Origin of the sequence: Oharaeibacter diazotrophicus, assembly GCF_004362745.1 — a bacterium.
GTDB classification, from domain to species: Bacteria; Pseudomonadota; Alphaproteobacteria; order Rhizobiales; family Pleomorphomonadaceae; genus Oharaeibacter; species Oharaeibacter diazotrophicus.
This window is the reverse complement of record NZ_SNXY01000009.1, coordinates 185,224-199,400: the sequence shown is the minus strand read 5'-3', so window position 1 is coordinate 199,400 and position 14,177 is coordinate 185,224. Positions and strand designations below refer to the sequence as shown.

General features: G+C 72.1%; 18 protein-coding genes. 6 read left to right on the top strand and 12 right to left on the bottom strand.

What is annotated here, in order from left to right; all coding sequences use genetic code 11:
* Positions 1-80 precede the first annotated feature (80 nt).
* Genes mnhG through EDD54_RS15915 form a run of 9 tightly spaced genes read right to left on the bottom strand, consistent with a single transcriptional unit; the run spans position 81 to position 7,654 of the window.
* Positions 81-458, bottom strand: coding sequence for a monovalent cation/H(+) antiporter subunit G (gene mnhG / locus EDD54_RS15955; protein WP_126538033.1), 378 nt, complete (start codon positions 456-458; stop codon positions 81-83).
* The gene (locus tag EDD54_RS15950) at positions 455-787 is read right to left on the bottom strand and encodes a cation:proton antiporter (RefSeq protein ID WP_126538031.1); all 333 of its coding nucleotides are present in this window, start codon (positions 785-787) and stop codon (positions 455-457) included. The genes mnhG and EDD54_RS15950 overlap by 4 nt, the downstream gene beginning before the upstream one ends.
* The gene (locus tag EDD54_RS15945) at positions 784-1,257 is read right to left on the bottom strand and encodes a Na+/H+ antiporter subunit E (protein ID WP_281010183.1); all 474 of its coding nucleotides are present in this window, start codon (positions 1,255-1,257) and stop codon (positions 784-786) included. Before EDD54_RS15945 ends, EDD54_RS15950 begins: the two co-directional genes overlap by 4 nt.
* Positions 1,254-2,837, bottom strand: coding sequence for a Na+/H+ antiporter subunit D (locus tag EDD54_RS15940; protein ID WP_126538029.1), 1,584 nt, complete (start codon positions 2,835-2,837; stop codon positions 1,254-1,256). The genes EDD54_RS15945 and EDD54_RS15940 overlap by 4 nt, the downstream gene beginning before the upstream one ends.
* Positions 2,837-3,214, bottom strand: a complete 378-nt coding sequence (locus tag EDD54_RS15935) for a Na+/H+ antiporter subunit C (RefSeq protein WP_126538027.1) — start codon at positions 3,212-3,214, stop codon at positions 2,837-2,839. The genes EDD54_RS15940 and EDD54_RS15935 overlap by 1 nt, the downstream gene beginning before the upstream one ends.
* Positions 3,214-3,636, bottom strand: a complete 423-nt coding sequence (locus EDD54_RS15930) for an MnhB domain-containing protein (RefSeq protein WP_126538025.1) — start codon at positions 3,634-3,636, stop codon at positions 3,214-3,216. Before EDD54_RS15930 ends, EDD54_RS15935 begins: the two co-directional genes overlap by 1 nt.
* The gene (gene mbhE, locus EDD54_RS15925) at positions 3,633-5,981 is read right to left on the bottom strand and encodes a hydrogen gas-evolving membrane-bound hydrogenase subunit E (RefSeq protein WP_126538023.1); all 2,349 of its coding nucleotides are present in this window, start codon (positions 5,979-5,981) and stop codon (positions 3,633-3,635) included. The genes EDD54_RS15930 and mbhE overlap by 4 nt, the downstream gene beginning before the upstream one ends.
* A gap of 34 nt (positions 5,982-6,015) precedes the next feature.
* Positions 6,016-6,879 carry a flagellar motor protein MotB gene (locus EDD54_RS15920; protein ID WP_126538021.1) on the bottom strand — a complete coding sequence of 288 codons (864 nt, stop codon included), beginning with the start codon at positions 6,877-6,879 and terminating at the stop codon, positions 6,016-6,018.
* 1 nt (position 6,880) lies between these two features.
* The gene (locus EDD54_RS15915; RefSeq protein ID WP_126538019.1) at positions 6,881-7,654 is read right to left on the bottom strand and encodes a motility protein A; all 774 of its coding nucleotides are present in this window, start codon (positions 7,652-7,654) and stop codon (positions 6,881-6,883) included.
* 171 nt (positions 7,655-7,825) lie between these two features.
* On the opposite strand from EDD54_RS15915, the gene EDD54_RS15910 reads away from it, so the two are divergent.
* The gene (locus EDD54_RS15910) at positions 7,826-8,776 is read left to right on the top strand and encodes an exostosin domain-containing protein (protein ID WP_126538017.1); all 951 of its coding nucleotides are present in this window, start codon (positions 7,826-7,828) and stop codon (positions 8,774-8,776) included.
* A 79-nt stretch (positions 8,777-8,855) separates the two neighbouring features.
* The gene (gene msrB / locus EDD54_RS15905) at positions 8,856-9,281 is read left to right on the top strand and encodes a peptide-methionine (R)-S-oxide reductase MsrB (RefSeq protein WP_126538015.1); all 426 of its coding nucleotides are present in this window, start codon (positions 8,856-8,858) and stop codon (positions 9,279-9,281) included.
* A gap of 36 nt (positions 9,282-9,317) precedes the next feature.
* On the opposite strand, the gene EDD54_RS15900 is transcribed toward msrB, so the two are convergent.
* Positions 9,318-10,451, bottom strand: a complete 1,134-nt coding sequence (locus EDD54_RS15900; protein WP_165644834.1) for a DUF2336 domain-containing protein — start codon at positions 10,449-10,451, stop codon at positions 9,318-9,320.
* A gap of 212 nt (positions 10,452-10,663) precedes the next feature.
* On the opposite strand from EDD54_RS15900, the gene EDD54_RS15895 reads away from it, so the two are divergent.
* Together EDD54_RS15895 and EDD54_RS15890 are read left to right on the top strand one after the other, a co-directional pair.
* Positions 10,664-10,852: a hypothetical protein gene (locus tag EDD54_RS15895; protein ID WP_126538011.1), complete on the top strand. Its 189-nt coding sequence runs from the start codon at positions 10,664-10,666 to the stop codon at positions 10,850-10,852.
* Positions 10,853-10,948: 96 nt separating this feature from the next.
* Positions 10,949-11,803: a hypothetical protein gene (locus EDD54_RS15890; RefSeq protein ID WP_208112221.1), complete on the top strand. Its 855-nt coding sequence runs from the start codon at positions 10,949-10,951 to the stop codon at positions 11,801-11,803.
* Between the two features lie 135 nt (positions 11,804-11,938).
* Here EDD54_RS15890 and EDD54_RS15885 read toward each other — a convergent pair whose 3' ends face one another.
* Together EDD54_RS15885 and EDD54_RS15880 are read right to left on the bottom strand one after the other, a co-directional pair.
* Positions 11,939-12,511: a DUF1254 domain-containing protein gene (locus EDD54_RS15885; protein WP_126538007.1), complete on the bottom strand. Its 573-nt coding sequence runs from the start codon at positions 12,509-12,511 to the stop codon at positions 11,939-11,941.
* Positions 12,508-13,083, bottom strand: coding sequence for a DUF1214 domain-containing protein (locus EDD54_RS15880; RefSeq protein WP_126538005.1), 576 nt, complete (start codon positions 13,081-13,083; stop codon positions 12,508-12,510). Before EDD54_RS15880 ends, EDD54_RS15885 begins: the two co-directional genes overlap by 4 nt.
* A gap of 233 nt (positions 13,084-13,316) precedes the next feature.
* On the opposite strand from EDD54_RS15880, the gene EDD54_RS15875 reads away from it, so the two are divergent.
* Positions 13,317-13,667 carry an antitoxin Xre/MbcA/ParS toxin-binding domain-containing protein gene (locus EDD54_RS15875; RefSeq protein ID WP_126538003.1) on the top strand — a complete coding sequence of 117 codons (351 nt, stop codon included), beginning with the start codon at positions 13,317-13,319 and terminating at the stop codon, positions 13,665-13,667.
* Between the two features lie 2 nt (positions 13,668-13,669).
* Positions 13,670-14,173, top strand: a complete 504-nt coding sequence (locus EDD54_RS15870) for an RES family NAD+ phosphorylase (RefSeq protein WP_207620551.1) — start codon at positions 13,670-13,672, stop codon at positions 14,171-14,173.
* The last annotated feature ends 4 nt before the right edge of the window (positions 14,174-14,177 follow it).

The window sequence follows — 14,177 nt, the reverse complement described above, 5'->3', positions numbered from 1 at the left end:
TCAGGTTCATCGGCAGGCGAACGAAGACTGTGGCGGCGATCAATCTTGCCGCCCGTGGCCGCGGGCGGGCGAACTGCGAATCACCCGCCGGCTTTGTCTTCGCCGGGGGACGGTTCGTTTGCGGGGAAATCCTCCCTGTTCGTCGCCATTGCATCGTGGCCGAGAATGGCGGGATAGCCCGCCTTCAGCGTCGCCCGCGCGACGAGATGCGCCGAGATCGGCGCTGTCACCAGGAAGAACACGATGGCCGCGATCGCCCGGGTCGCGACGTCGAAGGCGCCGCCGTGCAGGGCGACGGCGGCGAGGCAGAATCCCGAGCCGAGCGCGCCGGCCTTGGAGGCCGCGTGCATCCGCGTCAGCGCGTCGGGAAAGCGCAGCACGCCGATCGCCCCGACCAGGGCGAAGCCGGCGCCGACCAGCAGGGCGAGGCCGGCGAGATAGCCTGCGGCGTCGGTCATCGCGCGTCCTCTCCGGTGTCGCTGTCCGGCAGCGTCGGCGCGGCGTCGCCGGAGCGGCCGCGCGTCAGGATGAAGCGGGCGAAAGCGACCGTCGACAGGAAGCCGACGAGGCCGAGCGCGATCGCCACGTCGAGATAGGCGTAGACGCCGGTCTTCAGCGCCACCGCCGCGATCAGGCCGATCACGATGCCGACCAGGAGGTCGAGCGCGACGACCCGATCGGGCAGCGTCGGCCCGAGCACGATGCGGGCGGCGACCAGGATCAGGGCGGCCGCCATCGCCACCAGCGCGACGCCGGCAGCGAGGTCGAGGAAAGCCGCGCCGCTCATCGGAACGCCTCCATGATGCGCCGCTCGAAGGCGTTGCGGATGTCGGCGACCACGGCCGCGGGATCGGCGGCGTCGATGCAGTGGACGTAGAGCAGGCGGCGGTCGTCCGAGACGTCGACCGACAGGGTGCCGGGCGTGAGGGTGATCAGGTTGGCGAGCAGGGTGATCTCGAAGTCGCGCGTCACCGCGAGCGGATAGGCGACGATGCCGGGCTGGAGGCCCATGTCGCGCCGGAGCACGGTGGCGGCGACCTTGAGGCCGGACTTCAGAAGTTCGACCAGGAACACGCCGGTCAGCGCGAGCAGCGGCAGCGGCCGGATCCGCAGCCGGTCGGACCCGCGCGCGTCGCGGATCAGGTAGAGCGCCGCCGCGGCGAGCAGGGCGCCGAACAACAGGTTCGGCACGGCGAAGGAGCCGGACACCATGGCCCAGGCGACGGTGAAGGCGAGGGCGAGGGCGAAGCGGGTCACGGCGCGCCTCCGAGCACCCGGGCGGCGTAGGCGGCGGGATCGAGGAGACCCCGGGCGGCCGCCGCGGCGAGGTCGTGCACCGGCGCAGGCATCAGCCCGATCAGCACCGACAGCGCGGCGAGGAGGCCGACCGGCACCAGCCGCGACGCCCGCTCGTCGGTCGGCAGCGGCGTCAGGCGGCGGAGGTCGGTCGCGCCGTCGGGCGTGCCCTCGGGTCCGCCGCGCCAGAGCACCTGCAGCACGACGCGGCCGAGGGCGGTGAGGATCACGAGGCTCGACACCAGCACCAGCGTCGCGAGGCCCGGCGCGCCGGCCGCGGCGGCGGCCTCGAACAGCATCGCCTTCGGCCAGAAGCCGGAGAAAGGCGGCAGGCCGGCGGCGGCGGCGGCCAGCACCAGGAACACGGTGGCGAAGGCCGGGTCGAAGGCGGCGATGCCACCGGCGCGGCGCAGGTCGCCGCTGCCGGCGATCTCCTCGACGACGCCGGCGGCGAGATAGAGCCCGGCCATCACCAGCATCGAATGGACCGCGTAGAACACCGCGCCGGTGATCGAGGCCTGATCGGCGATCGCGACGCCGATCAGCATGTTGCCGATGCCGGCGATCACCAGATGGCCGCAGATGCGACGCAGGTCGCTCTCGGCGAGGGCGCCGACGGCACCGACCGCGATGGTCGCCCCGGCGACGAAGACGGTGACGTCGGACAGGGCGCGGCCCTCGGCCGGCAGGATCAGCACCAGCGTCTTCAGGAGGGCGTAGACGCCGACCTTGGTCAGCATCGCCGCGAACAGGGCCGACACCCCCGCCGGCGGGGTGTGGTAGCTCGCCGGCAGCCAGACCTGCAGCGGGAAGCCGGCGGCCTTCATGCCGAAGGCCAGCAGGTAGAGCGTGGCGATGGTGACGATCGGCGCCCCCGGCGGCAGGGCATGGATCCGGACGGCGATGTCGGCCATGTTGAGCGTGCCGACGGTGGCGTAGAGCAGGCCGGTGGCGATCAGGAACACCGTGGTCGCCATCAGGTTGAGCAGGCCGTATTTCACCGTCGCGTCGATCTGCGCCTTCTCCGAGCCGAGCACCATCAGGCCGAAGGACGAAATCAGCAGCACCTCGAACCAGACGTAGAGGTTGAAGATGTCGCCGGTCAGGAAGGCGCCGGTGACGCCGGTCATCAGGAGCATCAGGAACGGGTGGAAGCCGTAGCGCCGCTCGTGGGTGTTCACCGTCGGCCCCGACCAGACCGCCACCGCGAGCGCGACGGCGGCCGCCACGGTGGCGAAGGTGGTGCCGAGCACGTCGGCGGCGAAGGCGATGCCGAACGGTGGACGCCACGCGCCCATGGCCATCACCGCGGGGCCGCCGCCCACCACCTTCACGAGGAGCGCGACGTCGGCCGCGAACAGGGCGAGCAGCCCGACCGCCGAGATCGCGGAATGGTGGCGGGTGTGGTGGCGCAGCATCACCAGCACGGCACCGGTGATCACGGGGATCACCAGCGGCAGCACCACCAGCCAGTCGCCGAGTCCGGCCGGGGCCGTGACCACGTTGGCGGCGACGGCGGGATCGATCGCGCCCGCGGCCATCAATAGCCCTCCGGCGGCCGACCGGGGCCGACCGGCTCGGCGACGCGCATGGCGTCGACGTCGTCGGTGCCGAGGTCCTGGTAGGCGCGGAAGGCCAGCACCAGCAAGAAGGCGAAGAAGGAGAAGGAGATCACGATGGCGGTCAGGATCAGCGCCTGCGGCAGCGCGTTGGCGACCGGCCCGGCGGGAACGTCGGCGTCGGGCGCGATCAGCGGCGCGGCCTCGCGGGTGAGCCGGCCGGCCACGAACAGGGTGAGGTTGACCGCGTTGCCGAGCAGGGCGACGCCGATCAGGATGCGGACGATCTTGCGCGACAGGAGCAGGTAGACTGCCGCCGCGTAGAACGCCCCGACCAGGATGGCGAACAGCGGCTCCATCAGACGCCGCCCTCCCGCCGCTCGAGCGCGAGCGCGATCGAGGTCATGGCGCCGGCGACGACGAAGAACACGCCGATGTCGAACACCATCGGCGTCGACAGCGCCACCTCGACGCCGAACAGCTTGGGAAACGCCCATTGCGACGTCATCAGCGGCCGGCCGAGCGGCAGCGACAGCAGGCCGGACAGCGCGGAGAGCAGGAGGCCGAACCCCGCGAAGGACATCGGGTGCAGGTGGAGGAGCCGCTCCACCGCCGGCACGCCGTGGGAGAGGCCGAGCAGCGCGAGGCCGGAGGCCGCGATCAGCCCGCCGATGAAGCCGCCGCCGGGTTCGTTGTGGCCGCGCAGCGTGACGAACACGGCGAAGACCAGGGTGAGCGCCGTGATCGCCGGGGCCGCGGTGCGGAAGATGATCGTGTTCACGGCCGTTTCTCCGGATCGGGGACGATCGGCGCGCGCGCCTTGACCCGGACCAGCGCCAGGATCGCGAGGCCGGTGATCATCACCACCGCGATCTCGCCGAGGGTGTCGAGGCCGCGGAAGTCGACGATGATCACGTTCACGATGTTGCGGCCGTGGGCGACCGTGCGGCTCGCCGCCTCGTAGAAGTCGGTCAGGCGGCGGTCGAACGGCACCTGCGTCGCCGACATCAGGAGCAGCGCGAAGCCGGTGCCGACCAGCACCGCGAAGCCGCCGTCGAGCAGCATCTGCGCCGGCGGCCTCGGATCGCGCTCGCCGAGCGACAGCCGCGTCATCACGAGCGCCAGGATCACCACCGACAGCGTCTCGACCATGAACTGGGTGAAGGAGAGGTCGGGCGCGCCGTAGAGCATGAACAGCACCGCCACCGAGAAGCCCTGGATGCCGAGCGAGACGATCGCCGTCAGCCGGTTCGGGGCGCGCAGCACCGCGGCGAGGCCGACCAAGGCGATCGCGAGGATCGCCGCCTCGTGCAGGCGCGGCATGGCGAAGGCGGGCCACGCGGGCAGTTCGCCGTAGGCGATCATGGGCGCGAGCAGCGCGACCGCGAGCGCGGCCACCACGGTGGTCATGTAGGTCTCGAGCCGGCCCGACTGCACCGCGCCGAGCACCGCGTGGGCGAGGCGGGTCGCGCCGCCGACCAGCTGGTCGAAGCCGGCGTCCGGACCCCAGCCGACGCCCGTGACGGCAGCGTCGACGGCGGCGCGCAGGCGGGCGAGCGTCAGATAGGCGCCGACGCCGAGTGCGATCGTGAGGGCCGACAGCCCCAGCGCCGGATCGAGGTGCTCGGGCACGAGGTGGAGCGCGACGTCGAGCGGCCGGCCGGCGATCGCGGTCGCGGCCGGAGCGAGCAGTTGCGCGCCGGTGTCGTGGGCGAGGAGGGCGGCGGCGAGGCCGGCGAGACCGAGTACGACCGGGCCGGCGAGGAGGCCGGCGCCGTTCTCGTGCGGATGGTCGGACGGCAGCGGCACCGCGGGGCCGCGGAACGGCGTCAGCGCGACCGCGAAGGCGATCGCGAACATCGCGGCGTTGCCGACGACGGCGACCACGAGCGGACCGGCCGCTGCGGCGTCGACCAGCCCGGCGTAGAGCACCTCCTTGGTCGGGAAGCCGAGCATCGGCGGCAGGCCGGCCATCGACACGGCGGCGACCAGCGCGGCGGCGAAGGTGACGGGCATGACCTTGGCGAGGCCGCCGAGGCGGCGGACGTCGCGCGTACCGGCGGCGTGGTCGATGCCGCCGGCGATCATGAACAGGGCGCCCTTGAAGAGGGCGTGGGCGAGGAGATAGGCGACCGCGCCGCGGATCGCGCCCTCGGTGCCGACGCCGAGCAGCAGGACCAGGAGGCCGAGCGAGGCGACGGTTGTCTGCGCCAGCATCAGCTTGAGGTCGTGCTGCCTCAGCGCCAGCACGGCGCCGGTGACGAGGGTGAGCCCGCCGGCGGTGGTCAGCGTCGGCGTCCAGGCCGCGAGGTCGCCGAGCGCGGGGTGGAGCCGCATCAGCAGGTAGACGCCGGCCTTCACCATGGTGGCCGAGTGGAGATAGGCCGACACCGGCGTCGGCGCCTCCATGGCGTTCGGCAGCCAGACGTGGAACGGCACCTGCGCCGACTTGGTGAAGGCGGCGAGCGCGACCAGCGCGAAGATGGTGGTCGCGAGCGGGGAGGCGCCGATCGCTGTGCCGCCGGCCGCGATCGCGCTCAGCGAGCGCTCGCCGACCACGCCGCCGGCGAGCAGCAGCGCCGCCAGGAGCGCGAGGCCGCCGGCGCCGGTGATCACCAGAGCCTGCAGCGCGGCGCGGCGGGCGCGCATCCGGCCACGGTCGAAGCCGATCAGCAGGAAGGAGGTGATCGACGTCCCCTCCCAGAACACGAACAGGGTGAGGGCGTCGTCGGCCAGCACCAGCCCGAGCATCGCCCCCATGAACAGCATCAGGCAGGCGATCAGCCGGGCGGCGCCGGCATGGCCGTGCATGTAGGCGCCGGCGTAGACCACGATCAGCGTGCCGATGCCGGTGATCAGCAGCGAAAACAGCAGCGACAGCCCGTCGATCAGGATCGAGAAGCGCACGCCGAAGCCGGGCAGCCAGTCGACGCCGGCGTGGAGCCGGCCGCCGTCGGCGACGACCCCGACGAGGCTCGCGAAATAGGCGAACAGGGCCGCCGGGATCGCCGCCAGTGCGAGCACGCCCGGGTTCCCCGCGGCGACGGCGGGGCGCGCCAGGGCGGCGCCGAGGAACGGCGCGGCGAGCAGGAGGAGCACGGGGGCGCCGACGTCGACGTCCGTCATCGGCGCTGTCCGAGGCGTGGGCGCGCGGAGACCGTCACGGGCCGATGTTCGCCGGCATCGGGGGCGGTTCGTGCATCAAGAGCAGGGTCACCCTCCTGTTCGCGGACAGCGTCCGGTCGTTGACGAACAGCGGCTCGGTGTCGGCCTTGCCGACCACGGCCGCGATCCGGTCGCTCTGCAGACCGCTCCTCTCGAGGACGCGGCGGACGCTCTCGGCACGATCGGCCGACAGCTCCCAGTTCGAGTATTCCAGGCCCGGCGCGATCCGGGCATGGGTCGTATGCCCGGTGATGGTAACCCGATTCGCCAATCCGCGAAGCACCGGCGCGATCGCCTGCAAGATTCGCTCGGTCCTGCGATGCGGTTCCCTCGAATTGGTCGCGAACATCGCGCGGCCGTCCTGGTCGACGAGTTCGATGTGCAGGCCGCGCTCGTCGGTGTGCATCACGACGTTCTTGGTGAGTTCGGCGACCTCGGGCAGATCCGCCAGCGCCTGACGCAGCGAGGCCGCGGCCATCAGGTAGCGGTCGCGGACGTCGACGTCGAGGTCGCGGCGGGCGATGTCGTGGGTGTCGACTTCCGGCCCCTGCTTCGGACGGGCGTCGTGCGCCTCGGTGGCGAAGCTGGTGTCGCGCTGGTTCTCGTCCCGGGTGACGCGGCGAAAGTACGGGTTCTCCGGCCGGCCGTCGAGTTCGATCAGGCCGGAGCGCTTGACCACGGACTGGGCGCCGAAGGCCTCGCGCATCGAGCCGGCGACCACCGACAGTTTCTTCTCGTCCTGGTTCGAGAACGAGATGATCAGCACGAAGAAGCACACCAGCAGCGACATCAGGTCGGCGAAGGTGACCAGCCATTCGGGGGCGCCGCCACCGCCCCCGCCCTTGGCGCGACGTGCCACCTCAGGCCGCCTTCTGCTGGTCGAGGGCCTCGCGGTGCTGGCTCGGCAGGTAGGACTTCAGCACCTCGCGCACGAGGTTGGGGCTGACGTTCTGGCGCACCTGCAGCATGCCGTCGAGGATCAGGGTCAGGTTGACGTCCTCGACCTTGGCCTTGGCGTTGAGCTTCTCGAAGATCGGCAGGCAGATGATGTTGGAGAGCAGTGCGCCGTAGAGCGTCGTCAGGAGCGCGACCGCCATGGCCGGGCCGATCTTGGAGGGATCGTCCATCTGCTGCAGCATCTGCACGAGGCCGACCAGCGTGCCGATCATGCCGAAGGCCGGGCCGCTGTCGCCGAGCGCCTTGTAGATGCGCGCGCCCTCCTCGAGGCGTTCGAGGGCGAGGTCGCGCTCCTTCTCGAGCGCCTCGCGCATGAAGTCGATCGCGTAGCCGTCGGTGACCATCTGCACGGCCTTGGCGAGGTAGGGATGCGACGGCTTGACCGCCTCGAGCCCGAGCGGGCCCTGGCGACGGGCGATGTCGGCGATCTCGCAGATCTCCTCGATCATGCCGCGCGGGTTCGGGCCGGCGCCGCCGAAGGCCGTCTTGGAGCCGAGCGCGAAGGCGGACACCACGCCGGCGAGCGAGAAGCGGATGATGGTGGCGGCGATGCCCCCGCCGAACACGATGGCGATCGAGGGCATGTCGACGAAGGCGTCGAAGCTGCCACCCATGGAAATGGCCCAACCGACCACGCCGAAGGCGCCGGCGATGCCGATGATCGTCGCGAAATCCATTGGCCCCCCTCGTACCCACACCGGATCGAAGGTGCCGGGACGAGGAAAACGAAGGGTTAACGCGGCGATCGATCGCGAAGCAGGGTGGCCGAATCTGTTAACGTCGATGCGACAATTGCTGGAGTCGTCGTGGTGCCGCGGCGGCGACGGGCGATCTTCCGGAGACAGACCATGCGGTCCGTGGGCTTCATCCTGCCGAACCCGGCCATCCCGCGGACGGTGTTCCACGACCGCCTGTGCGAGGCGGTGCGCCGGCACTCCTGGTTCCGCGACGGCGACGGCGCCGCTCTGGTGCTGCCGGCCGAGGACACGGCCCAGGAGACCAACTGGCCGCGCTACGGCGCCCGCGCCAGCGCGTATCTGCGCGGCGATCCCCCGGAATTTCGCGCCGGCAGCCCGTTGGTCGAGTATCTGAACCAGGTGGCGGCGGCGGCGCGGGCGCGGCCGGACCGGCGGGTGCTGGTGGTCAACATGCACCCCTTCGTCCGCCTCCCGATGCTGTTCAAGCCCTTCGCCAACGTGATCGTCGCCGACGGCTCGCTCGCCGCCTTCGAGCGCGCCGCCAACCCGCGCACGATCTCGATGCCGGCGCTGCCGATCGTGAAGCCGGGAAGCGGCGGCGGCGAGCGGACGCTGCTCGCCTCGTTCCAGGGCGCCGCCTCGCACCCGGTGCGCCGGGCCCTCGCGGCGATCGACGACGGCCGCGACATCCGGGTCCGGCTGATCGACCCGGCCAACCACGTCGGCCGCATCGACGCGGTCGCCGGCCGCACCGACGCCTCCTACGAGGAGCTGATCGACCGCTCGGTGTTCTCCTTCGTGCCGCGCGGCGATGCGCTGTTCTCCTACCGCCTGCTCGAGGTGATGGCGCGCGGCTCGATCCCGGTGATCCTCTCCGACGGCTGGGTGCTGCCGTTCGACCGCAGCGTCGACTGGCCATCCTTCTCGGTCTCCGTCCACCACGACGCCGTCGACCGCATCCCCGAACTGCTTCGATCCTTCACGCCTGCGGAGGTCGACCGCTTGCGCACGGCCGGCGCCGACACATATCGCCGGGTGTTCGGCGATCTCGATCGCATCGTCGACACGCTGGTCGGCGAGGCCGACCGCATCGTGCTCTAGAGCGCTTTCCGACCTGATGGAATGATCAGGTCGATTAGAAATCGCTCCAGATTCAATATGCTCCAAGAGGAGATCGGCGATGGCCGAGAACGAGAACCCGGCGCCCGAGACGATGTCGGACCGGGAGTGGCGGGAGACGCTGACGCCCGAGCAGTATCGGGTGATGCGCGGCCACGGCACCGAGCGTGCCTTCACCGGCCCCTACTGGGACGACCACCGCCCCGGCACCTATCTCTGCGCCGCCTGCGGCGAGGCGCTGTTCGACGCCGCGACCAAATACGACAGCGGTTCGGGCTGGCCGTCGTTCTGGCAGCCCCTGGCGGAAGAGGTCGTCGGCCTGTCCGAGGACAACAAGTTGGCAATGCGCCGGGTCGAGGTGCACTGCGCCCGCTGCGGCGGCCACCTCGGCCACGTCTTCCCGGACGGGCCGCGGCCGACGGGCCTGCGCTACTGCATGAACGGCACGGCGCTGAAGCTGCGGCTGCCCGACGGCAGCATCGGTTGACCGGGCGCCCGGGGCGGGCCGAGGCGGCGCTCCGCCTCAGCCGCGCTCGCGGCGAAGGCCCGGCAGCTCGGCGAAGCCCGGCTGCGGCCGGGCGGTCGGTGCGTTGGCACGGACCGGCGTGCCGGCCTCGGTCTGCGGCAGGTGGCGGGGCCGGATGGCGTCGCGCTCGGCCTCGGTGCGCCAGCGCCCGACCAACGCCATCGCGGAGCGGAGCGACACTGTCTCGTAGAGTTCGACCAGCCGCTTGACCTCGAAATAGTCGCGCACGTCCTGGCCGCCGGAGAACAGGATGATCCGGACCGCGGTCGGCCCGTCGATGCCGGCGGCGCGCAGCGTCAGCGCCAGCGGCTCGCCGCCGGGATCGTCGACGAGGCGGCGGGCGGTGGCGCGGTCGAGGCCGACCAGCGCGGCGAGGCCGTCGGCGACGAGGCCCTGGTTGCGCGACAGCGCGGCGCGGGCGAGGTCCTGCACCTTGGCGGGATCGGGCACCGGGGTGCGCGGCAGCGGGCGCTTGGCCGCGAATTCGCGCAGCGCCAGGATCTCCATGGCCTGGACGACGCGGCGGCGGCCCTTGTCGTCGAGGTCGAGGAAGAGGTCGACGAGGTCGGTGTCCTCGACGTCGCGCTCGCGGCGGGCGACCGCGCGGGCGACCGCCGGCCGGCCGCGGGCGCGGTCGAGCACCAGCGGCAGCAGCGGCTGCGGGATCTCGACGGTGACGTTGGCGAGCAGCACCGGCAGGTGTTGGTCCGGCAGGTTGCGCACCAGCGCCTCGACCACGGCCGGCGACAGGTGCGGCCGTGCCGCTACGGCGGCTAGGTGGTCGTCGGAGCCGGTGGCGATCACGCCGAGGAGGTCGGCGTCGGTGAGCGTCGGGCACTCCGCGATCAGCGGCTCGGCCACAGCGATCTCGTCGGCGAGCAGCGCCCGCAGCACCGCGACCGGGGTGTCCTCCTGGTGGATCAGCATCACCGCCACGGCGCGGCGGTCCTCGACCGGGGTGGTCCTGATCAGCTGGAGAGCCAGCTCCTCGTACATCGCCGCCTCGGTCCGGCCGTGGTGGACCTCCGACACGTAGAGCTCGGTCGCCGCCTTCAGGAGCGCGCGCATCCGGTTCGGGCCTCCGGAGCGGGCGAGCTCGAGGACGCCGTCGGAGAAGGGGAGCGGGGCCATGACCATGGGACCGGAGGGTGCCGAATTCGAGGGAATCCGCGCGTCGGCGGACTTTCGCGACAATGCGGCCCAATTCGTAAACCGAATGTTAACCACGCAAGCGTTCACCTGGACCTACTGAACCGAAGGCCCCGGATGCGGGTTGTCCATCGGCCCGGGCGACGGGACGTCGGCCCGGGCGTCCGCCGGATGGGGCGGCGAAGGAGGAGACCATGGGTCTCGTTGTCGAGTTCGGTCGGCCGTTGGTCCGGGCCCGTCGCCCCAGGACCGACCGGCCCTGCGAGGTGACCATATTCCCCGGGGTGCGCTACGAACGCACGGCGGAGCTGCCGCCGACGCGCCCGAAGGCCGACGAACGCCGCGGCCAGCTCGCACTGCCGCTCGGCGGCGAGAACGGCTGATCCCGCGCGCCTTGCGGCCCCGGGCCGAATCCGGCGACTGTCGGCCGCGAGAGGGCGATTGCGATGGCGAACGGACGTCGAGCGGTGCGGGCGGACTTGGCGATCGCCGCGGCGGTGGTCGTCGCGCTGTCCGGCTGCGGCCGCCCGACCGGCGACTTCGGCCGCGCAAAGCCTTCGGTGATCCACGACAGCCTGATGCCGGCGGCCGGCCGCTACATCGCCGAGAACGACCGCTTCGAGACCACGTCCGATTTCGTCCTGACCGACGACGAGGGCGAACTGCGCGACCGCTCCTTCGCCTTCGTCCGCGCCCCGCACGTGCGCGACTGGTGGTTCGACAGCCTGACCGAGGGCGAGCGCACCCGGATCCTGCCGGCTCTCGACACCTGGCCGTCGCCGGCCGAGCCGCGCTTCCCGCTCTACGTCCAGCAGCACTTCTACCTGCCGGCGATCGAGCCGGCCTTCGACGTCGGCCGCTTCTACGCCTTCCTGCGTTCCGACCCGGACACCTCGACCGAGACGCGCTGGACGCGCCTGCGCGAGGCGATGACCGGCGACGCGATGCTGGTGCCGCCGTTCTGCGCCATCGCGGCGAAGGTGCGCACCACCGACACCGAACGCATCGCCGCGCTGGAGCGACAGGGCGACGCCCTCGAGACGAGCTTCGTCGACGACGCCTACGAGCGCGTCGAGGAGAACGAGGGCGTGATGTCCTGGGTCTGGCGCGCGCTCGCCTACCGGCTGCGCTCCTACCGCTACGCCATCGACCATCTCACCGTGGAGACACCGTCCGACCAGCTCTGGGAGGTCAACCGCGCCTACGACGCCCTGGCCTCGACCCGCTGCGAGGCCGCCGCGCCGCGCAAGGGCGTGCTGCGCTGGGCCGACGCACGGCACTCGCGCCTCCTGAAGGGCCCGGACCCGTTCGACCAGCCGGTGCTGCAGAAATAGGGCGGAGTCATACCAGTCCCGCAAATTCCCGACTCGTCGGGACTTTGCGGGGGTTCGGCCATCCGGCCGGCGCCCGGTCGGGCGCTCCTCGCTCGCAAAGCTCCGACCAGAGGTCGGAACTTTGCGAACTCGGGATCACTCGTCCAGCGGCCGACAGGAGACCGCGGTCAGCGCGGCGCGCAGCGCCTCGGGCGGATGGTCGGCGTCGGCGAAGGCGCGCAAGAGCACGAAGCCGCGGTCGGTGTCGACGGCGGCGTAGTTGGCGGTGTCGGTGCCGCCGGCGGCGCGGGCGAGCCGGATCGTCTCGACCGCCTCGGGACTGCCGACCAGCACCTCGATCCGTCCGTCGACCGCCGCGGTGTGCTCGTAGGCGGCGACGATCCCGGCCCCGCGCGCCACCACCGCCAGCGACCAGATCGTGTCCGGCATCGCCCCGGCGACGTCGACGGTGCCGTCGGCGGCCGTGAACGGGCAGACCACGTGGACGAAGGCGGGGTCGAGGTCCGGCAGCACCGAGCCGTCGGCGGGGATCGCGCGGAAGCCGTCGCCGGGTGCGGGCGCGCCGTCTTCGTCCACCGCGAGGGCGGCGGCGACGCGGGCGACGGCGTCGCGCTCGGCGAGCACCGGGATCGCCAGCACGGCGACGATGTGGACGAAGCCGGCGAGGAACAGGCCGCCGAGCACGGCGCGGACGATCTTGCCGATCACGACGGGCGGCTCCCGCAGTCGACCTTCAGGATCGTCGGCATCTCGTCCGCCCGCGGCAGCCGACCGGCGAGGCCGGAGACGTAGAAGCGCAGCGTCAGCCGGAGCGAGGAGAGGTCGCCGGTCGGCACGAAGTCGCGGGGGCGGACCGTCGGCCCGAGCCCGATCGCGACGGTGCCGTCGGCGGCGCGGACGGCGTCGCGGCTGGTGAAGCCGACGCGGCCGGCCGGGTTGACCGGCGGACGGCCGTCCTCGTCGGTGACCGCGAGGGTCCAGAGGTCGGCCGCCGGCATCGCGCCGGCGACCATGTAGTGGCAGGCGGGATCGAGCCGGTCGCCGTTCGAATCCGTGCGCGCCGAGAAGGCGGTGCCCTCGGCCGCCCCGAGCCCGACCATCCCGGCCCGCGCGATCCGCGCCGCGGCGTAAGGGTCGCCCGCCGCCCCCGACCCGAGCCGCCAAGGCCCGATCGCCACGGCGAAATCGGCCCGGGGATCGTCGAGAATCGCCTTCACCGAGCCGAGACCCAGCACGGCGCCGATGGTCGCGGCGATCAGGAGGCGCAGGACGCGGAGCACGGGGCGGGGCAACTCCGAGGGAATCGGGGGAAGGGTAGCATGGGCGGGGGGATGGGGAGGAAGGCAGTAGGCAGTAGGGCTTCGGCAGTCGGCAGTCGGCAGTCGGCAGTCGGTAGTCGGGGACGGCGGGCGATGGGGCCTCGGTTCTTGAATGCCGCTCGTTTCGGCGCAAGTATGCGTCGATCTATGTGGTATCCTTTGGCAAGGGGCGCCTTCCGCCTGGGAGGTTGGAGATGGACCTGGGTCGCTATGCCGACGACGGCTGGTTCGCGCCGGCCAAGATCGCCGAGATGTTCCGCACGTCCAGCGAGGAGGTGGCGCGCAGCGCCGGGCTCGGCAGGGACGCCGTGCAGCGGCGCGACCGGGTGCGCTCCGTCAGGACACAGCGGCGGCTGCGCGAGATGGTCGAGATCGTCAACAAGGTCCGCCCGCGCTTCGGCTCGGATCTCGTCGCCTTCGCGTGGTACCGCTCCGAGCCGCTCGCCGGCTTTTCCGGCCGGACGGCGATGCAACTCGTGCGCGAGGGCCGCGCCGAGGAGGTGCTCGACTATGTCGACGCGGTCGACGCGGGCATCCACGCCTGACCATGGCGATCGCCTTCGCGGGGCTCGTCTACCGCGCCCTGAACCCGGTGTACGCCCAAGAGCCGCTGTCGGGCCGCGGCGCCGCGCTCTACGGCGGCCGGTTCAACCCGAAGGGCGTGCCGGCGCTCTACGTCTCGCTCGCGGTGATGACCGCGGTGCGCGAGGCGAACCAGGTCGGTAGCCTGCAGCCGACGACGCTGGTGGCCTACGAAGCCGACTTCGAGGCGATCTTCGACGGCCGCGACGCCGAGGCCCTCGCGGCCGAAGGCGTCGATCCCGCCGTGCTCGCGGCGACGACGTGGCGCGACGAGATGCGGACGAGCGGCGAGGCGCGCACGCAGGCGCTGGCCCATCGCCTGATCGCCTCCGGCCATGCCGGCATGCTCGTGCGCAGCTTCGCGCCCGGCAACGGTCCGGACGACGTCAACCTCGTACTGTGGACCTGGGGGGCGGCGCCGCCGACGCGGCTGGTGCCGATCGACGACGAGGGGCGGCTGCTACGGTGAGGGA